This is a genomic window from Streptomyces fradiae, from assembly GCF_041270065.1.
In the GTDB taxonomy this organism is placed as follows: Bacteria; Actinomycetota; Actinomycetes; order Streptomycetales; family Streptomycetaceae; genus Streptomyces.
In genome coordinates this window covers 4,625,577-4,644,015 of sequence record NZ_CP065958.1, presented here as the reverse complement: position 1 = coordinate 4,644,015, position 18,439 = coordinate 4,625,577, and the positions used below count along the sequence as shown (strand labels likewise).

Sequence of the window (18,439 nt, the reverse complement as noted above, 5' to 3'; positions counted from 1 at the left end):
CCCCTCAGTCCCATTCCAGGCCGCCGCGCCGCCACACGTACGCGTAGGCGACGAAGACGGTGAGCACGAAGAGCAGCATCTCCACGAGCCCGAAAAGCCCCAGGGCGTCGAAGGTGACGGCCCAGGGGTAGAGGAAGACGATCTCGATGTCGAAGACGATGAAGAGCATCGCCGTCAGGTAGTACTTGATCGGGAAGCGACCGCCCCCGGCCGGCGTCGGGGTGGGCTCGATGCCGCACTCGTACGCCTCAAGTTTTGCCCGGTTGTACCTCTTTGGCCCGATAAGCGTGGCCATGACCACGGAGAAGATCGCAAACCCCGCTCCCAGGGCACCGAGCACGAGGATGGGCGCGTACGCATTCACGCTCCTCGCTCCTTCCAGTCGTCCTTGACCGTTGGACCGCACCGTCGGATCCGCGAGGTCCTCACCGAGTCGCTGAAGATCGCTCCCATGTGAGGCAGTTCACAAGCCCGACGTCCGCGTATCTTAAGCCCGCCCCTCTGTGATCTGCGACACGGGGTACGCCAAGGACTTTGTGATCTCCACCACCTGACGAACGATCATGAAGTCGGATGAGCGGTGATCTTGCCACTCGAAGCGCCCAGGTGATCACCAGATGTGACATCCGCACCGGAAATCGCTGGTCGGAGGGGGTGTTGCACTATCAAGCGTTGGGGCCTACAAGCAAATTGGCGATGGAACGCGTGGGGGTGATAAAGGATCCGGCCATCGCCCGGTCGAGGGGTCGCGCGGACGCGGGTGGACACGTGCACGCGTTCACGAGCGGGACCGCGACCCGAATGTGACCTGTGCCACACCATCCCGCCCGCCGGAAGAACGGGGCTTGGCCATGGACGTGAAGAGGTGGTAAGCGGCGGGCAATTCGGACCTTTCCTCGAAAACCCGTGATCAAGGCCCCAATGAGCCGCGCCCGATTTGCCCGTTACGGCGTCAATAAGGGCGCACAAGAAGCGGATTCGGCGGTTCCGAACGTAACTGTGGCGCAACCCACGTTTCTTGAAGGGAACCCTGAAGCCCTGATAGCGGTTGTTCCCATGTCCCAGACCGCTCCCATACGTAGCCACCGGAAGCCCCGCCAGAGCGCCTCGAAGCTCGCGCTCCGCGCCGGAGTTGCCGGTGGCGTCCTCAGCACCATCGCGGTGGCCGGTGCCGCCGGCCCCGCGAACGCCGAGCCGCTGACCGAGAAGACCCTCGAGATGCCCACCCTGGGCTCCCTCGACGCCGACCTCGCCAGCGCCGTCTCCGCCTCCGCCGAGGCGAGCCAGCAGGAGGCGCTGGACCAGAGCCTCGCAGCCCAGGAGGACGCGGCGCTGAAGAAGGCCGCCAAGGACGCCAAGAAGGCCAAGGCGGAGGCCGACCGCAAGGCCGAGGCGGAGAAGGCCGAGAAGGCCCGCGCCGAGGCCCAGGAGCGCGCTTCCCGCGCCTCGGCCCGCACCACGCTCTCAGCAAAGTCGTCGTCGTCCTCCTCGGACTCCGTGGGCAGCTCCTCCAGCAGCTCGCAGGTCGCCACCGGCTCCGCCGCCGCGATCGTGGCCTTCGCCAAGGCCCAGGTCGGCGACGCCTACGTCTCCGGCGGCACCGGCCCCAACTCCTGGGACTGCTCCGGCCTCGTCCAGGCCGCCTACCGCCAGGCCGGCATCGACCTGCCGCGCATCTCGTACGACCAGTCGAGCATGGGCACGTCGGTCTCCCTGAGCAACCTGCAGCCGGGCGACATCCTCTACTGGGGCTCGCGCAGCGGCTCGTACCACGTCGCGATCTACGTCGGCGGCGGCAAGTACGTCGGCGCGCAGAACCCGTCGACCGGTGTCGTCGAGCGCGACCTGGACTGGGACCCGCCGTCGGGCGCCGTGCGCATCCTCTGATCGCACCCGTACGCAGTCACGCGGAAGGGCCGTCACTCCTCGGGGGAGCGACGGCCCTTCGCCGTATGAACCCTTATGGGTGCTACTTCCGGAATGCCTCGATGATCCGGGCGTACGAGTCGGCGCCGTGCCCGGCCGCCACCGCGTCCTTCATCATCGCCAGGTGCAGTTCCGGCAGCCGGTTGTCCACGCCGCGGGCCTCGGCCGCGTGCAGCAGGTGTCCAATGGCGACGGCCTGGATGTCGAGGGTCGCGTCGTCGCCCGGGTACTCCCCCGCGTCGATCTGGCCGGCGTACGAGGTGAGGAACCATGCGACCGTACGCAGCCAGCGCACCGCGATCGCCGTGAAGTCCTCGGCCCGCACCCCGTCTGCGCCGGTGAGCGCGGTGGCGTGCAGCCAGCCGCCGAAGACCGACCACATCAGGCCGAGCAGCCCCGCGTCGTACAGCGAGGCGAGCCCCGCGTCCGGGCCCAGGTCGACCGGGTCGCCGAGGACGGCGAGCGCCGGGCGGTGGGTGGCGAGGAGCTCCGGGGCGCCCGCGTACAGGATCATGTTGGCGCTGTCGCCGATGCCGGGCGGGGTGGTCATGACGCCGCCGTCGAGGTAGCCGATGCCGTGCCCGGCGGCCCACTCGGCCTCGGCGCGGGCCTGCTCGGGCGAGCCCGAGGTGAGGTTGACCAGCGTCTTGCCGCGCAGTGCGGCGGCGACCGGGTCGAGCAGGGCGCGTACGGCGGGGTAGTCGAGGACGCAGACCACGACGAGCTCGCTCGCCGCGACCGCCTCGGCGACGGTCGCGGCCCGGCGGGCGCCGCGGGCGACGAGGGGTTCGGCCTTCCCGGGGCTGCGGTTGAAGACGGTGGTGGGGTGCCCGGCGTCAAGGAAGGCGGCGGCGAGGGCCGTGCCCATCCGGCCGAGCCCGATGACGGTGACGTTCTGCTTGTCGCCGGCGTTGCTGTGGTTGCCGTGGTTGCTGTGGGTGTTCGTGGTGGTCATGGCTCCACGCTCGCAGTGGCCGGATCCCGCCGACAGGAGCAGGACTGACGCCCGGCGCACGATTCCTGCCATAGGCTCGCCGGCATGAAGGCAACCGGCACCGGAGTCGTCGCCGTCGCCCTCGTACCCGACGAGCAGGGCCGCGTCTCCCCGTACGACCTGTACGAACTCTCCACCGTGGGCATGGTGTTCGGGATGCCGCACACGGATCTGGCCGACCCCTGGTACGAACTCCGGGTCTGCGGCGGCCCCGCCCCGCACGCCACCCACGGCCTGGACGGCCTCGCGGGCGCGGACACCGTGATCGTGCCGTCGGTGCCGGACGCGGTGGTCGAGGGCCGCCAGGAGCTGTCCGCCGGGCTGCTCGGCGCGCTGAGCGCGGCGGCGGACGCCGGGGCGCGGATGGTGTCGATGTGCAGCGGCGCCTTCGCGCTGGCCGCGGCCGGGCTCCTGGACGGGCGCCGGGCCACCCTCCATCACGCGTACGGGGCCGAACTCGCCGCCCGGCACCCACGGGTCACCGTCGACACCGACGTCCTCTTCACGGACGAGGGGACGGTGCTCACCGGCGCGGGCGCCGCCGCCGGCCTGGACCTGTGCCTGCATCTCGTACGGAAGGACCTGGGCGCGGCGGTCGCGGGCGCGCTCGCGAGCCGGCTCGTCGTCCCGGCGCAGCGGGCGGGCGACCGGCCGCAGTTGGTCGAGGCGCCGCTGCCGGCGGAGGCGGCGGACCCGTTCGGGCCGGCGCTGCAGTGGGCCGCGGAGCACCTCCACGAGCCGCTGACGGTCCAGGAGTTGGCCCGCCGGGCGCGGATGAGCGCGCGGACCTTCCACCGCCGGGTACGCGAGGCGCACGGCACCACGCCGCTGCGGTGGCTGCTCGATCAGCGGGTGGCGCGGGCGCAGACGCTCCTGGAGTCCACCGATCTGCCGGTGGAGCGGATCGGCGAGGCGAGCGGGCTCGGCTCGGCGGCGAATCTGCGCCGTCACTTCACCCGGGCGGTCGGGGTCTCCCCGACCGCCTACCGGACCGCCTACCGAACCCGCTTCACCGGAGCGGTGCTCAGGCCTTCGGGGCCACCTTCGACAGGCCGTTGATGATGCGGTCCATGGCGTCGCCGCCCGTCGGGTCGGTGAGGTTGGCCAGCATCTTCAGGGTGAACTTCATGAGCAGCGGGTGGGTGAGACCGCGCTGCGTCGCGATCTTCATGATCTTCGGGTTGCCGATGAGCTTCACGAAGGCGCGGCCGAGCGTGTAGTAGCCGCCGTAGGTGTCCTTGAGGATCTGCGGGTAGTTCCGCAGGGCGAGTTCGCGCTGGGCGGGGGTGGCGCGGGCGTGGGCCTGGACGATGACGTCGGCGGCGATCTGGCCGGATTCCATCGCGTAGGCGATGCCCTCGCCGTTGAACGGGTTGACCAGACCGCCGGCATCGCCGACGAGCAGCAGGCCCTTGGTGTAGTGCGGCTGCCGGTTGAAGGCCATCGGCAGCGCCGCGCCGCGGATCGGCGTGGTCATGTTGTCCGGCGTGAAGCCCCAGTCCTCCGGCATGGAGGCGCACCAGGCCTTGAGGACCTCGCGCCAGTCCAGCTCGCGGAAGGCCTTCGAGGAGTCGAGGATGCCGAGGCCGACGTTGGAGGTGCCGTCGCCCATGCCGAAGATCCAGCCGTAGCCGGGAAGCAGCCGGTCCTGCGGGCCGCGCCGGTCCCACAGCTCCAGCCAGGACTCCAGGTAGTCGTCCTGGTGCCGGGGGGTCGTGAAGTACGTGCGGACGGCGACGCCCATCGGCCGGTCCTCGCGCCGGTGCAGACCCATCGCGAGGGAGAGGCGGGTGGAGTTGCCGTCGGCGGCGACGACGAGCGGCGCGTGGAAGGTGACCTCGCGCTTCTCCTCGCCGAGCTTGGCGTGCACCCCGGTGATCCGGCCCGTACGGTCGTCGATGACCGGCGCGCCGACGTTGCAGCGCTCGTAGAGCCGGGCGCCCGCCTTCTGCGCCTGGCGGGCCAGCATCTCGTCGAAGTCGTCGCGCTTGCGGACGAGTCCGTAGTCCGGGTAGGAGGCGAGATCCGGCCAGTCCAGCTGGAGCCGCACGCCGCCGCCGATGATCCGCAGGCCCTTGTTGCGCAGCCAGCCGGCCTCTTCGGAGATGTCGATGCCCATCGACACCAGCTGCTTGGTGGCCCGCGGGGTGAGCCCGTCGCCGCAGACCTTCTCGCGCGGGAACGCGGTCTTCTCCAGGAGCAGGACGTCCAGCCCGGCCTTGGCCAGGTAGTACGCGGTGGTCGAACCGGCCGGGCCGGCCCCGACGACGATCACGTCCGCGCTGTGCTCGGAGAGGGTCTGCTCGGTCACGGCGGGGTCTCCCGAAGACTCGACGGTAGGGGGCGAAAGGACGTACCGGGGCAGTCTATGGGGGCCCGTAACCCGCTGTCGGGAGGGCCACCCCTCAGGGCAAGATCGTCGTCCATGACCATCCATCGCACACACGCGCGAAGAGCGGCGCTGGTCTCGGCGCTCCTCGCCCTGCTCAGCGCGGCCTTCCTCGTGCTCCCCGCGAACGCCGAACCGGCTCCCTTCGACGACTGCCCGGCGAACACCCTGTGCCTCTACAGCGGCACCAACGGCACCGGCGAGCGGCGCGACTTCACGGAGGCCCAGAACACCCCGGCGTACGACCCGGCCTGGGACGACAAGACGCTCTCCGCCAAGAACAACACCAAGCAGTGGGCCTGCCTCTACGTCGACGCCGGCTACGGCGGCCTACTGCAGACCATCAAGCCGGGCGCCCCCGACGAGTACGCCACCGGCGACGCCCGCTTCGTGAACACGCTCAGCGGCCACAAGCTGGTCCCGACCCGGGCCCTCTGCTTCACCGGCTACGAGCGCTGCCCCGACAACCGGGTCTGCACCTTCAAGGAGCCCAACGGCCGCGGCCCGATGACCGTCCACCTGCCCTCGGCCGACGCCGCCACCGGGAACTACGGCAACAGCTACGGCACCGAGGCCGCGCCGAAGTCGGTCTTCAACCGCACCCGCAAGCACGTGTGCTTCTACCCCGAGCCCACCTTCGGCGGCACCTGGACCGACCCGGCCGACCTGAAGAAGTACGGCGCCTACGTCGTGCTGCGGGGCGACAGCACCACCGTGCCGGCGCCGTTCGCCGGCACCTTCCGCTCGCACGAGCTCGTCAACGGAACCGCGGAGTGCCAGTGACCAGGAACCGGAAGCCGCTGGCCGCCCTCGCCGCCGCCGTCAGCGCCCTCACCCTGACCACCACGGCCGCCGCCGCCCCCACCGTCGAGGAGCCGCCGAGCAGGCTCGCCCTCGGCTGGACCCAGGGCACCCCGGTCGCCCTCGGCCCCGGCGTCACCCACACCACCTGGACCGAGACCACGCTCGACAACCGCAGCGCGGCCAGAATCCTCCAGATCGTCGAGATCGACCCCACGGCCGGCGCGACCACCCTGGAGAGCTTCGTCGGCACCGCCGACTCCAACGCGGAGACGGTCGTCGACCAGCTCGCCGCGGTCACCACCGTCGCCGCGCGCCACCCCGCCGCGGGCGTCAACGGCGGCCTGTTCCAGAAGGAGCCGTCCGGCAGGGTGGTGCACACCAGCGCCTCGGCCATCGACGGCGTGCTGCACAGCTCCAGTTGCTGGAGCGGCGGCAACGGCAGCACCGGCGCGGTCATCCGCTACGGCATCCCGTACATCACCAAGCTCCTCACCGACATCAAGCTCACCGCGACCACCGGCGAGTCGATCCGGATCGACGACGTCAACCGGACCCCCGGCCACGTCTCGCACTGCGCGCGCGACCAGTTCGATGTCAAGGTGAGCTCCAGCCCCCTGGTCTACTCCGACCCCAACGAGATCGTCGCGTTCACCGACGACTACGGGGCCACCGTCCCCGCGCCCGGCACCGACCCGAACGGCGCGGCCACCACCGACAGCGGCTTCGAGGTCGTCCTCGACGCCCACGGCACCGTCACCGACGCCCACGAGGGCCGCGGCGGCATCGCCGTCCCGGCCGGCGGCCGGATCCTCCAGGGCATCGGCACCGGGGCCGAGTGGCTGCGCAGCCGCTTCGTCCGTGACGACCGGGCCACGGTCGAGACGAAGCTCCGTGACGTCACGATGGGCCGGGACATCCCGCTGGACGCCTCCGTCGACGTCGTCAGCTCCTTCCACCAGCTGCTGCGCAACGGCGACATCCCCGTCGAGCTGCCCAACTCCTGCAGCGGCACGGCGACGGGCGCCGACGGCACCGCCCTGATCTGCACCGACTCGCGCACGGCGCTCGGCACCAACGTCAAGGGCCACCCGGTGCTCATCACCCTCACCGGCCAGGCCAACGAGGACGGCGACTACCTCCGCACCTTCGCGGAGATCCTCGACTCCAAGGAGCTCGCCCTCATCGACGCGCTCAACCTGGACGGCGGCGGCTCGACCACCCTGGTCACCGGCACGACCGTGCGCACCCCGCCGACGGACACCGAGAACGGCGTGAAGGTGCACCGCAAGGTGGCCGACACGGTGTACACGGGCGTCGGCGGCTACGGGATGTACGCGAAGCCCTGACGCCGTGAGGGCCTGAGGCCTACTGCCCGGGCTTGAACCCGCGGTGCATCGCCACGATGCCGCCCGTCAGGTTCCGCCAGGCCACCCGCTCCCAGCCGGCCTTCCGCATCATGGACGCGAGGGCCGGCTGGTCGGGCCAGGACTGGATGGACTCGGCGAGGTAGACGTACGCGTCGGGGTTGGACGACACCGCGCGCGCGATCGGCGGCAGCGCGCGCATCAGGTACTCCTCGTACACCGTGCGGAACGGGCGCCAGGTGGCGTGCGAGAACTCGCAGATGACGACCCGGCCGCCGGGCTTCGTCACCCGGTACAGCTCGCGCAGCGCCTGGTCGGTGTCCTGGATGTTGCGCAGGCCGAAGGAGATGGTGACGGCGTCGAAGACGTCGTCCTTGAAGGGCAGCTTGGTGCCGTCGCCGGCCGTGAACGGCATCCACGGGTGGTTCTTCTTGCCGACCCGCAGCATGCCGAGCGAGAAGTCGCAGGGCACGACATAGGCCCCGGCGCGCGCGAAGGGCTGCGAGGAGGTGGCGGTGCCGGCGGCCAGGTCCAGGATCTTCTGCGCGGGGCGCGCGTCGACCGCCTTGGCGACCTCCTTGCGCCAGCGCCGGTCCTGGCCGAGCGACAGCACGTCGTTGGTGAGGTCGTAGTTCGCCGCGACGTCGTCGAACATCGAGGCGACCTCGTGCGGCTGCTTGTCCAGGGTTGCGCGGGTCACTGGCGTTCGCCTCACCTTGTGTCGTACGGCCGGAGCTCGTCGGCAGAGCGTCCCGGATGACGTTGTGCCCGCATTGTCGCAGGGCACGGGGGACAGACGGGTCAGCGGGCCCGGTACACGAGCCGTCCGCCCAGGACCGTCGCCACGCAGGTGGCCGGGCCCCGGCGGACCAGGTCCGCGCGGTCCCGCACGTCGAAGACGGCGAAGCGCGCGGGGCCGCCCGCCGCCAGGGCGGGAAGCAGCACGAGCGGGGCCGGCGTCAGGGACGGCGGGCCCGGGAGGTTCGGCGGGCGCTGCCCGACGGCGAGCCCGGCCCGCCGCACCGCGTCCTGGGCGGCCCGCCCGCGCAGCTCGCCGCCGATCGCGACGGTGCCGTGCGCGAGGAGCCGCTGCACCCCGCGCCGGGCGCTGGCGCCGAGCCGTACCGGGTCGGTGCGGAAGATCTCCCGGGCCCGCTCCCCGACGATCGGCTCGGTGCCGTACGTGTCGGCCTCGCGCGGATCCGGGTGGTAGGTCCCTTCGAGCAGCTCGGGGCCGTACGGGTTGAGCAGTCCGGGCGTCAGGATGCCGGGCCACAGGCGCAGCCGCGCGTCCTGGTGGGCGGCGGCCAGCTCCTCGTACGGGCCGACGGCCGCGAGGCGGGCCCCGTCGACGAGGACGGCGGTCTCGGGCGAGGCCTCGGCGGCGTGCAGGGTGAGCACGGTGATCCGGTCCCCAGGCCTCAGTTGGCGTCGAGGAGCTTCAGCTCCGGGTGCGCCGTGCCGCCCTCGATCGCGATCGAGGAGATGTGCGAGACCACCCGCTCGTCGACCGGGTCGTTCGCCGGGTCCTCGTGGACGACGAGGTGCTCGTAGGTCGTCGAGCGCTGCGCCGGCACCCGGCCCGCCTTGCGGATCAGGTCGATGATCTCCAGGCGGTTGGAGCGGTGCTTGGCGCCGGCCGAGGAGACCACGTTCTCCTCCAGCATGATCGAGCCGAGGTCGTCCGCGCCGTAGTGCAGCGACAGCTGGCCGACCTCCTTGCCGGTGGTGAGCCAGGAGCCCTGGATGTGCGCCACGTTGTCGAGGAAGAGGCGGGCGATCGCGATCATCCGCAGGTACTCGAAGAGGGTGGCCTGCGTCCGCCCCTTCAGGTGGTTGTTCTCCGGCTGGTACGTGTAGGGGATGAAGGCCCGGAAGCCGCCCGTCCGGTCCTGCACGTCACGGATCATCCGCAGGTGCTCGATGCGCTCGGCGTTGGTCTCGCCGGTGCCCATCAGCATGGTGGAGGTCGACTCGACGCCCAGGCCGTGGGCGATCTCCATGATCTCCAGCCAGCGCTCGCCGCTCTCCTTCAGCGGGGCGATCGCCTTGCGCGGCCGCTCCGGGAGCAGCTCGGCGCCGGCGCCCGCGAAGGAGTCGAGTCCGGCCCGGTGGATCCGGGTGATGGCCTCCTCGACGGAGACCTTGGAGATCCGGGCCATGTGCTCGACCTCGGACGCGCCGAGGGAGTGGATGACCAGCTCCGGGAACTCCTTCTTGATGGCCGAGAAGTGCTCCTCGTAGTACTCCACGCCGTAGTCGGGGTGGTGGCCGCCCTGGAACATGATCTGGGTGCCGCCGAGCTCCACGGTCTCCGCGCAGCGGCGCAGGATGTCGTCGAGGTCGCGGGTCCAGCCCTTCTTGGTGTCCTTCGGCGCCGCGTAGAACGCGCAGAACTTGCACGCCGTCACACAGACGTTCGTGTAGTTGATGTTGCGCTCGATGATGTACGTCGCGATGTGCTCGGTCCCCGCGTAGCGCCGGCGGCGCACCGCGTCGGCGGCGGCGCCGAGCGCGTGCAGCGGCGCCGAGCGGTACAGGTCGAGCGCCTCCTCGGGGGTGATCCGGCCACCCGCGGCGGCGCGGTCGAGAACGGACTGCAGGTCGGCCTTCTCGGTCACCGGGTGTGTCCCTTTCGGAGGGGGTTCGGACGCGTACTTCGGGCGTGCTGATCGGACCCGGCCAGCCTACGCCAGGGCCCTCCGGCGGATTCGTGCCGGTCCCGAGCCAACCGAACCGCCGCCGCGGCCCTCTCCTTCTCCGGAATCCTCCGTATCGCCCGAATCGCACCCGGAGCACGTCATGACACGTCGTCGCCGCCCGACCCGGACCCTCGCGGCCTTCGTCGCGCTCGGTTCCTCCCTCGCGCTGGTCACCGGCTGCGCCTCCTCCGACGAGGGCGACCCGGTCTCGTTCGACACGCCCCGGAACACCCGTCAACCGCAGCAGCAGGCCGCCCAGCAGCAGCACGGGAAGGGCGGCGCGGGCCACGGGAAGGGCACCGGGCACGACGGCAAGGGCAAGCCGGGCGCGGGCGTGCCCGAGACCGTCTTCCCGACCGGCCCGAAGGCCTCCTTCACGGTGCAGCGCGACCTGGAGGACGGCACCAAGATCGGGGTGACCGAACTCCAGGGCGAGAAGTCGGGATTCACCGGGCGGGTGTGGGTGTGGGCACCCAAACAGTATTTCGACCCGGCCTACGCGGAGACCGGCTTCCCGGTCCTCATCACCCTGCCCGGCGGAAAGGGCTACCCGACGAATTACTGGACGGGCAAGGGCATCGACTTGCCGGGCCACATCAACGAGTGGGTCGAGGAGGGAAAGAGCCTTCCGTTCATCGTCGTGATGCCCGTGCTCAACCCGGACGCCAACTTCTACTACGACGGAAGCGATATTCCGGGCCATCCGAAAATCGGCAGCTGGCTGACCGAGGACGTGCCGGATTTCGTCCGGGCCAATTTCCGCACCTTCGCGTCCCGGGACGGCTGGGCCTTCATGGGCTCGTCCTCGGGCGGCTTCGTCGGCCTCAAGTCGGTGCTGCAGAAGCCGGACCGGTTCAAGGCCGTGATCGCCTCCGGGCCGGACCTCGTGCCCGACTCGCCGCTGTGGAAGGGCCACGAGCGCGAGCGGCAGGCCAACAACCCGGAGCGGATGGCCGCCGCGCTCGGCCGGAAGCCCGACACGCCCGGCAACCAGGTGTACGTCGCCTTCCAGATCGGCACCAAGGAAGTGGGTGTGGCGAAGAAGGTGCGGGCCTTCATGCGCGTCTACACGAAGGGCCCGCTCAAGACCCGGCTCCAGGTCATCCAGGACGGCGAGCACAACGCGCGCTCGTACATGCGGGGCATGGACGAGGGCACGATGGCATGGCTGAGCGCGCACCTGCAGGGCCCGGTGCCGATGGAGACACCGGAATCCGCCTCGTAACGGCGCCCGTAGAGGGGCTTACGCGCGCGGGGCGAGGAGCTCCACGCGTACGTCCGCCGGGAAACCGGTCGTCGGACCGGTCCGGCGGGCGAACTCCCGCACGCCGGCGAGCTGCTCGGGCCCGAAGCGGAAGTCGAGCGTCCGGAAGTACCGCTCAAGCAGCTCCGCGTCGAAGGACTCCCAGCGCGCCGCCTGCTCGGCCACCTTGGTGACCTCCTCCAGGGACAGGTCGCGCGAGGCCAGGAACGCCCGGTGCACATCGCGGACCACCTCCGGCTCGCGGGCCAGGAAGTCCTTGCGGACCGCCCACACCGCGAAGACGAACGGAAGCCCCGTCCACTCCTTCCACATCAGGCCCAGGTCGTGGACCTGGAGCCCGAGCCGCGGCGCGTCGTGCAGCGAGGCCCGCAACGCGGCGTCGCCGATCAGCACCGCCGCCTCCGCCTCCTGCATCATCAGCCCCAGGTCGGGCGGGCAGCTGAAGTAGTCGGGCGCCACTCCGTACGACTCCGCGAGCAGCAGCTGCGCCAGGCGCACGGAGGTGCGCGAGGTGGAGCCGAGCGCGACCCGTGCGCCGTCCAGCTCCGCCAGCGGCCGCTGGGAGACGATCACGCACGACATGACGGGCCCGTCGCAGCCGACGGCGATGTCCGGCAGCGCGACCAGCTCGTCCGCATGCCGGAGATATTCGACGAGGGTGATCGGGCCGATGTCGAGGTCGCCGCGGACCAGCCGCTCGCTGAGCTTCTCCGGGGTGTCCTTCGTCAGCTCCAGGTCGAGCAGCGTTCCCGTACGGGCCAGGCCCCAATAGAGGGGCAGACAGTTCAGGAACTGGATGTGGCCGACCCGGGGCCGGCTGCGCTGGTGGTCATCGGTTGCATTGTCCACATCGCGAGGCTAGACCCGTCTCGTACGGTGGACATCGCCGGGGCCGCGCCTGGCGCGCCGCCCCGTCAAACATGTGAGTGACGTGATCTTTCCCTCTACCGCTTCGCGCACGCTGCGTGCTACGCTCGACGCAAGTTGCAGTTTGGTTTCCCTTGCAGTACAGAGCCTGCGGAGCATGTGACCCGCAGGCTTTTGTAGTTTTCAGACTTGGTTGCAGGTTCTGGAGCAGGGCGACCCTTTGGCCCATAGGAGGGCTCATGGCTACCGGAACCGTGAAGTGGTTCAACGCTGAAAAGGGCTTCGGCTTCATTGCCCAGGAAGGCGGCGGCCCGGATGTCTTCGTCCACTACTCCGCGATCAACGCCTCTGGCTTCCGCTCCCTCGAGGAGAACCAGCAGGTGAACTTCGACGTCACGCAGGGCCCGAAGGGCCCGCAGGCGGAGAACGTCACCCCGGTCTAAGTGACCCCGGGGTCGACGATCGCGATCCTCTAGAGCTGTACCCAAGGAGCTCCGCTCCGTGCGCGCGACGCGCACGAGCGGGGCTCCTGCCCGTTTCCGGGCCGTGCACCGGGTCGTACGCTGGACGCATGACCGAACGGAAACCGCCCGGAGTCAGCTTCGAGTCATTCGTCGACAAGCAGATCCGCGAGGCCGCCGAGCGCGGGGACTTCGCCCGCCTGGAGGGCTTCGGCAAACCCCTCGGCGACGACACCGCGCCGTACGACGAGCTGTGGTGGATCAAGCAGAAGATGCACCGCGAGGGCATGGCCGCGCTGCCGCCCGCCCTGGCCCTGCGCAAGGAGGCCGAGGACGCGGCCGAGGCGGCCCGTACCGCCGGCTCCGAGTCCCAGCTCCGCCGGATCCTCGGCGAGATCAACACCAAGATCGCCGAAGCCCTGGTCCGCCCGCCGGCCGGCCCGCCGCTGAACCTGCGCCCGTTCGACGTGGACGCGGCGCTCGAGGAGTGGCGCAAAGCCCACCCCGAGCGAAAGGCGCACCCCGGGCGATAGCCGGACAGCGCCCGGCCGGCCCGTCCGGAACCGCCATCCCTTCCTCCTGAGCCCTCATCTACCCTGAGGCGCGTTCGACTTGACCATGCATCAGGTGTGACGACCAGGGGGACCGGACCGGCATGAGCGGCGAGAACGGGAAAACCACGCCCACGGGCGGAAACGGGGACGCGGGCGGCAGCGGGATGGAGCCGCTGCGGGCCGGCGATCCGCGGGTCATCGGCCCGTACCGGCTGCTCGGGCGGCTCGGGTCCGGCGGGATGGGGCGGGTGTATCTGGCGCGCTCCGGGGGCGGGCGGACCGTCGCGGTCAAGGTCGTGCACGCCGAGCACGCGCAGGACCCGCAGTTCCGGGCCCGGTTCCGCCGGGAGATCGCCTCCGTACGGAAGGTCGGCGAGCACTACACCGCGCCCGTCCTCGACGCCGACCCCGAGGCGGACCGGCCCTGGGTCGCCACCGGCTTCGTGCCCGGGCCGTCCCTGGAGCAGGTGGTCCGGGAGCACGGGCCGCTGCCCGCCGACTCGGTCCTGGCGCTCGCGCTGGGCCTGCTGCGGGCCCTCCAGGGCATCCACGGCGCCGGGATCCTGCACCGGGACCTCAAGCCGTCCAACGTGATGCTCACCGTCGAGGGCCCCAAGGTGATCGACTTCGGCATCGCGCGGGCCCTGGAGCCCTCCGTCGAATCGCTCCTGACCAGCACCGGCATGGTGGTCGGCTCGCCCGGCTTCATGGCCCCCGAACAGGTGCGCGGCGAGTCCCTGGGCCCGGCGGCCGACGTCTTCGCGCTCGGCTGCGTGCTGATGTACGCGGTGACCGGGCGGCTGCCGTTCGGGCACGGCGCCGGCAACCAGCACGCGATCATGTTCCGGATCGTGGAGGCCGAGCCGGAGCTCGACCGGGTGGAGTCCGAGGCGCTGCGCGCCTTCCTCGCCCGCTGTCTGATCAAGGACCCCGCCGAGCGCCCCACCATCGCCGCGCTCCTCGCCGACCCCGCCCTCCCGGGCGAGGAGTCCGGGCACGGCCCGGTGGCGGGCGGGGCGTGGCTGCCGCCCGACCTTGTGGCCCGGCTCGCCCGGCAGGCGGCCCGGCTGCTCGATGTCGAGGCGCTGTCGGAGGAGCTGGAGCGGGAGGCGGAGACCGAGGCGGAGACCCCTGATACGGGGACGGTCGGGCTGCGCCCGAAGGCCCCGGGGGCCGGGGACACCCCGGACGCGGTGGGCACGGTGGGCGCGACCCCGGTCGCCGTGCGCCGCGAGCCGCGCCGTGCCTCCCGGATCTGGACGATCGTCGCGGCCGTCTTCGTCGTCCTGGGCATCAGCGGCACCGTCGTGAAGCTCATCGACGACAACGCCCGCCAGCGCGACCTCCAGGGCGCCCCCGCCACCCCCGGCGGCACCCCGGGCGCCCCCGGCACCTCGTCCGGCGCCCAGAGCTCCGCCCCGCCCGCGACCACGACCGCCGGCCCCACGTCCGCTCCCCCGCCCGGCGGCACCGCCACCGTGCCCCCGGGCGGGCAGGAGCCGCCGGCCGATCCCGGCGTCGGGGGTACGGTCTCCGGTGGCGCCTCCGGGGGCTCCTCCGGCGGGGGTACGCAGCCCAGGCCGCCCGCGACCGCCACCACGGCCGCGCCGAAGCCCGCGCCGGCCCCGGCGCCCGCGAAGACCACCGCGCCGAGCAGCAGCGGCCAGGTCCCGTCGGGCTTCGTCGGCACCTGGACGTACACGAGCGCGTACAACATCGGCCAGCCCAAGACCGTCTACCTCTACCGCGTCGCTCCCGGCCAGATCGCCGCCCGGATGATCACGGAGATCAACGGCGCCCACTGCGAGCACGTGGCGAAGCTGGTCTCGGTCACCGACGGCGGCAAGCGCGTCAACCTGGGGAGCGCCATCCTCGACCAGGCCAGGTCCAGCGGCTACCCGTCCTGCACGAACGGCGACGCGTCCGCGTTCGTCCTCGCCGTGCCGACCGGCCTCACCCACGACGTCGGTCCGGCCCACGGCGAGGGCTACCACTACGAGCGGGCCTGAGCGCGTACCGTGACGCCATGAAGAGCGCCGAGCTTCTGACCGATGCGTTCGGCCGGGTCCAGGAGGCCGTGCACCAGGCCGTCGAGGGACTGTCGGACGACCAGCTGACCGCCCGTGTCGACCCCGACGCCAACTCGATCGCCTGGCTGGTCTGGCATCTGACGCGGATTCAGGACGACCATGTGGCCGACGCGTTCGGCACGGAGCAGATCTGGACCTCGGACGGCTTCTCCGGCCGCTTCGGCCTCCCCTTCCCCGAGGACGCCACCGGCTTCGGCCACAGCAGCGCCCAGGTCGCCGCCGTCCGCGCCCCCGCCGAACTGCTCCTCGACTACTACGACGCGGTGCACGCCCGCACCCTCGAACACCTCGCCTCCCTCACCAACGCCGATCTCGACCGCGTGGTCGACACCCGCTGGACTCCGCACGTCACCCTCGGTGTCCGGCTCGTCAGCGTCATCGCCGAGGACAACCAGCACGCGGGGCAGGCGGCGTACGCGCGGGGCGTCGTCGAGCGGCGGGGCGCCTAGCGCTCGGAGGGGCGCTCGGACGGTCCGCGGGCGCCTCTCGCTCTCCTGCGGTAACGCTGCGTGACCGTCGGGCGGGCCGGGTCGTTCCCCGGGCATGAACCTCACCACCACGTCCCGCGGCCTCGTCGCCGCCCTCGCCCTGACCACCGGGCTGCTCGCCTTCGGCGGCACGGCCACGGCGTACGCCGCCACCCCGGCCACCACCGCCACCGCCGTCGTCCTGGAGGACGGGCCGGAGCCCGTCGAGCTCAACGAGCTGGGCCTGCCGGACCTCCTGGACGACTGACGGGCGACTGACGGGCGGCTGACGGAACCAGCGCGAAACGGCCGGACACCACGAGGGCGGTGTCCGGCCGTTCTCGTACGTACGAGCAGGGCTAGGCGTCGTCGGGGGCGCCGATGCGGCCGACCAGGGCCTGGACGGCCTCGACCGCGCTGCCGTCGTGGTCACTGCCGGCCGTACCGCTGCTGCCGTACTGGACGTTGGCCGCGCGGTCGATCTCCACGAACGCGTCCGTCTCGTTCTGCGAGTGGGAGTTGTCGATCACGGTGACGAGGCTGCCGCTCGCGGCGGCGGGCGCCGCGCCGGCGGCCAGCAGGGCGGCGGCGAGCCCCAGGGCCTTGGCATTCAGCCGGATCACGCGCCCACCCGCTCACGGTCCCCGTGGTGCTCGTGGTGGCGGGTGATGTTGCGCTCCAGGAGGCGGGTGGAGGCGGCGACGCCGACGCCGCGGTCCGGGTCGAAGGAGGGCAACCGGCCGTCCGCCGACCTGAGTTCGGCGAGCGCCGAGTCCATCGCCTGGTGCGCGGCGAAGAGGCACGGCGTGCTGTAGATCGCCACGTCGACGCCGAGCTCGGAGAGTTCGGAGAGCGAGAGCCGCGGCGACTTGCCGCCCGCGATCTGGTTGAAGAGCAGCGGCTTGCCGTCGACCACGTCACGGATCCGCCGGATCCACTCCACGCTCCGTACCCCGTCCACGAGCACGACGTCGGCGTCCGTCGCCGCCAGGCACTTCGCGCGCCGCAGGATGTCGTCCTCGTCCGTCGCGTCCGTCCGCGCCACGACCACCATGTCCCGCCGGGTCTGCAGCACCATCTCCAGCTTCGCCAGGTACTCGTCGAGCGGCAGCACCTGCTTGCCGTCCGCGTGCCCGCACCGCCGCGGCCGCTTCTGGTCCTCCAGGATCACCCCGGAGGCCCCGATCCGCTCCAGGCCCTCGACGACGTGGCAGGCGACCTCGGGGTCGACGTAGCCGTCGTCGATGTCCACCAGGAGGTGGTGCCGCGGGAACGCGCCGCGCAGCCGCTGCACGAAGGCCACCATGTCCGGCCAGGCGATGAACCCGATGTCCGGAAGCCCGTAGTACGAGGCGGCGAAGCCGAAGCCGGACACGAACATGCCGTCGTAGTGCTCGGCCGCGACGGACGCCGAGTACATGTCGTAGACCCCGATGAGCGGGGTGGTGCCGGGCGCGGCGATCCGCGCCCTGAGCTCGTTGCCGTAACCGATGTGAACCACTGACTCTGTCTCCCTCTGATGCTTCTGGTGCTGCTGACGTGTCGTCGACACGCTGGCTCTTTGCCAAAACCAGATGTTTTCGGGAGAAGCGGCAGAAAATCCCGTGAGGAGCGCTTTACTCACTCTCCAGGCGGACGGCTTTCACCTGCGGAATCGTCACCGCGTGCGTCCGGCCCGTCCGTCCGTCCGTCCGTCACAGGAACGACCGCACCACCGGCACGAGCAGCGGCGAGAACATCAGGTCGTAGTGCGTGGCCCCCGGGATCACGGCGAGGCGGGACGCGGGCCGGTCGGCGCCGTCCCAGCCCGGGTCCTTGTGGCCGCCGCCGAGCAGCCCGTAGAACTCCACCATGTGCGCCGGGCTGATCCCGTCCGCGTCGGCGAAGACGAGCAGCACGGGCGCGGTGACCCCGCTCAGCTCCTCGGTCCAGTCGTAGTCGCGGCGGTTCATCGACGCGACCTTCTCGACGAGCACCGGCCAGTCCTCCGGCCGCGGCGCGAGCCGCTCGTACAGCTCGTACATCGGCGACTGCTTCAGCGCGTCCGCCGCGCCCTCGTGCATCGCGTCCATCTGCGCCCGCACGCCCGGGAACCACCCCTCGCGCCGCGCCGGCATCGACACCAGCACGACCCGGTGCACCAGATCCGGGTGCTGCACCGCGAGCCGGGCGGCGGTCCCGGCCCCGAGGGAGTAGCCGAGGACGTCGACGGCGGGCAGCCCGAGCTCCTTCACGAGCCCGGCCACGTCGTCGGCCATCGCCTCCATCGACATCGGCCGGCCGACGACGTCCGGCGTCCGCCCGTGCGCCTGCAGATCGACGGTGATCACCCGACGCCCCTCGCCGAGCCCGGCGGCCAGCAGCGGCTGGAACATCTCCCCGGCGCCGAAGCCGCCGTGGAGCAGGACGAGCGGCGGAACGGTGTCCTCGCTCGTGCCGTGCTCCTCGAAGTACAGGGACATTCCGTTGACATCGGCGTAGGGCATCGCTTCGTCTCCTCCGTGCGGCCGTCGGCTTGGCTTGGCTTGGCTTACGAGGGGTAGACGGCGCCGGCCCC

The 18,439-nt window shown here is 71.4% G+C and carries 20 protein-coding genes; 10 read left to right on the top strand and 10 right to left on the bottom strand.

Annotation, left to right across the window (positions count from 1 at the left end):
• Window positions 1-4: 4 nt before the first annotated feature.
• Window positions 5-364: an NADH-quinone oxidoreductase subunit A gene (locus JAO84_RS21315; protein ID WP_030494815.1), complete on the bottom strand. Its 360-nt coding sequence runs from the start codon at window positions 362-364 to the stop codon at window positions 5-7.
• Window positions 365-1,056: 692 nt separating this feature from the next.
• Between JAO84_RS21315 and JAO84_RS21310 the strand changes: the two genes are divergently transcribed.
• On the top strand, window positions 1,057-1,887 hold the full coding sequence (locus tag JAO84_RS21310; RefSeq protein WP_370414315.1) for a C40 family peptidase: 831 nt from the start codon (window positions 1,057-1,059) through the stop codon (window positions 1,885-1,887).
• Between the two features lie 82 nt (window positions 1,888-1,969).
• Here JAO84_RS21310 and JAO84_RS21305 read toward each other — a convergent pair whose 3' ends face one another.
• Window positions 1,970-2,881, bottom strand: coding sequence for an NAD(P)-dependent oxidoreductase (locus JAO84_RS21305; RefSeq protein WP_370414314.1), 912 nt, complete (start codon window positions 2,879-2,881; stop codon window positions 1,970-1,972).
• A gap of 84 nt (window positions 2,882-2,965) precedes the next feature.
• Here JAO84_RS21305 and JAO84_RS21300 point away from each other — a divergent pair, with 84 nt between their 5' ends.
• Window positions 2,966-3,979: a helix-turn-helix domain-containing protein gene (locus JAO84_RS21300; protein ID WP_370414313.1), complete on the top strand. Its 1,014-nt coding sequence runs from the start codon at window positions 2,966-2,968 to the stop codon at window positions 3,977-3,979.
• Here JAO84_RS21300 and JAO84_RS21295 read toward each other — a convergent pair.
• A complete protein-coding gene (locus JAO84_RS21295) occupies window positions 3,945-5,231 on the bottom strand; it encodes a geranylgeranyl reductase family protein (protein WP_265863900.1) in 1,287 nt (428 codons plus the stop codon). The genes JAO84_RS21300 and JAO84_RS21295 overlap by 35 nt on opposite strands.
• 114 nt (window positions 5,232-5,345) lie before the next feature.
• Between JAO84_RS21295 and JAO84_RS21290 the strand changes: the two genes are divergently transcribed.
• Both JAO84_RS21290 and JAO84_RS21285 read left to right on the top strand, forming a co-directional pair.
• On the top strand, window positions 5,346-6,092 hold the full coding sequence (locus JAO84_RS21290; protein WP_370414312.1) for a peptidase inhibitor family I36 protein: 747 nt from the start codon (window positions 5,346-5,348) through the stop codon (window positions 6,090-6,092).
• Complete coding sequence (locus JAO84_RS21285; RefSeq protein WP_370414311.1) at window positions 6,089-7,459, top strand: phosphodiester glycosidase family protein; 1,371 nt, start codon at window positions 6,089-6,091, stop codon at window positions 7,457-7,459. The genes JAO84_RS21290 and JAO84_RS21285 overlap by 4 nt, the downstream gene beginning before the upstream one ends.
• 19 nt (window positions 7,460-7,478) lie before the next feature.
• Here JAO84_RS21285 and JAO84_RS21280 read toward each other — a convergent pair whose 3' ends face one another.
• From JAO84_RS21280 to mqnC, 3 genes are all read right to left on the bottom strand, one after another.
• A complete protein-coding gene (locus tag JAO84_RS21280; RefSeq protein WP_370414310.1) occupies window positions 7,479-8,177 on the bottom strand; it encodes a demethylmenaquinone methyltransferase in 699 nt (232 codons plus the stop codon).
• Between the two features lie 101 nt (window positions 8,178-8,278).
• A complete protein-coding gene (locus JAO84_RS21275) occupies window positions 8,279-8,878 on the bottom strand; it encodes a hypothetical protein (RefSeq protein ID WP_370414309.1) in 600 nt (199 codons plus the stop codon).
• Between the two features lie 20 nt (window positions 8,879-8,898).
• The gene (gene mqnC, locus JAO84_RS21270) at window positions 8,899-10,098 is read right to left on the bottom strand and encodes a cyclic dehypoxanthinyl futalosine synthase (RefSeq protein ID WP_365754416.1); all 1,200 of its coding nucleotides are present in this window, start codon (window positions 10,096-10,098) and stop codon (window positions 8,899-8,901) included.
• 181 nt (window positions 10,099-10,279) lie between these two features.
• On the opposite strand from mqnC, the gene JAO84_RS21265 reads away from it, so the two are divergent.
• Window positions 10,280-11,404 carry an alpha/beta hydrolase gene (locus JAO84_RS21265; RefSeq protein WP_370414308.1) on the top strand — a complete coding sequence of 375 codons (1,125 nt, stop codon included), beginning with the start codon at window positions 10,280-10,282 and terminating at the stop codon, window positions 11,402-11,404.
• 18 nt (window positions 11,405-11,422) lie between these two features.
• Here JAO84_RS21265 and JAO84_RS21260 read toward each other — a convergent pair whose 3' ends face one another.
• Window positions 11,423-12,292, bottom strand: coding sequence for a menaquinone biosynthetic enzyme MqnA/MqnD family protein (locus JAO84_RS21260; protein ID WP_370414307.1), 870 nt, complete (start codon window positions 12,290-12,292; stop codon window positions 11,423-11,425).
• Window positions 12,293-12,549: 257 nt separating this feature from the next.
• On the opposite strand from JAO84_RS21260, the gene JAO84_RS21255 reads away from it, so the two are divergent.
• The 5 genes from JAO84_RS21255 (at window position 12,550) to JAO84_RS21235 (ending at window position 16,150) form a co-directional block, all read left to right on the top strand.
• Complete coding sequence (locus JAO84_RS21255) at window positions 12,550-12,753, top strand: cold-shock protein (protein ID WP_046908818.1); 204 nt, start codon at window positions 12,550-12,552, stop codon at window positions 12,751-12,753.
• 128 nt (window positions 12,754-12,881) lie between these two features.
• Entirely contained in the window at window positions 12,882-13,304 is a 423-nt protein-coding gene (locus JAO84_RS21250; protein ID WP_370414306.1) for a DUF1992 domain-containing protein, read from the top strand.
• 122 nt (window positions 13,305-13,426) lie between these two features.
• Window positions 13,427-15,334: a protein kinase gene (locus tag JAO84_RS21245; RefSeq protein WP_370414305.1), complete on the top strand. Its 1,908-nt coding sequence runs from the start codon at window positions 13,427-13,429 to the stop codon at window positions 15,332-15,334.
• A 17-nt stretch (window positions 15,335-15,351) separates the two neighbouring features.
• Window positions 15,352-15,864 carry a DinB family protein gene (locus JAO84_RS21240; protein WP_370414304.1) on the top strand — a complete coding sequence of 171 codons (513 nt, stop codon included), beginning with the start codon at window positions 15,352-15,354 and terminating at the stop codon, window positions 15,862-15,864.
• A gap of 94 nt (window positions 15,865-15,958) precedes the next feature.
• Window positions 15,959-16,150: a hypothetical protein gene (locus tag JAO84_RS21235; protein ID WP_370414303.1), complete on the top strand. Its 192-nt coding sequence runs from the start codon at window positions 15,959-15,961 to the stop codon at window positions 16,148-16,150.
• A 91-nt stretch (window positions 16,151-16,241) separates the two neighbouring features.
• On the opposite strand, the gene JAO84_RS21230 is transcribed toward JAO84_RS21235, so the two are convergent.
• The 3 genes from JAO84_RS21230 to JAO84_RS21220 all read right to left on the bottom strand — a co-directional run bounded on the left by JAO84_RS21230 (window position 16,242) and on the right by JAO84_RS21220 (window position 18,368).
• Window positions 16,242-16,505 (bottom strand): hypothetical protein, encoded by a 264-nt coding sequence (locus tag JAO84_RS21230; protein WP_370414302.1) that lies wholly within the window; start codon window positions 16,503-16,505, stop codon window positions 16,242-16,244.
• Window positions 16,502-17,374, bottom strand: a complete 873-nt coding sequence (locus JAO84_RS21225) for an oxaloacetate decarboxylase (protein WP_265864075.1) — start codon at window positions 17,372-17,374, stop codon at window positions 16,502-16,504. Before JAO84_RS21225 ends, JAO84_RS21230 begins: the two co-directional genes overlap by 4 nt.
• A gap of 202 nt (window positions 17,375-17,576) precedes the next feature.
• Window positions 17,577-18,368, bottom strand: a complete 792-nt coding sequence (locus tag JAO84_RS21220; protein WP_370414301.1) for an alpha/beta fold hydrolase — start codon at window positions 18,366-18,368, stop codon at window positions 17,577-17,579.
• Window positions 18,369-18,439: the final 71 nt, after the last annotated feature.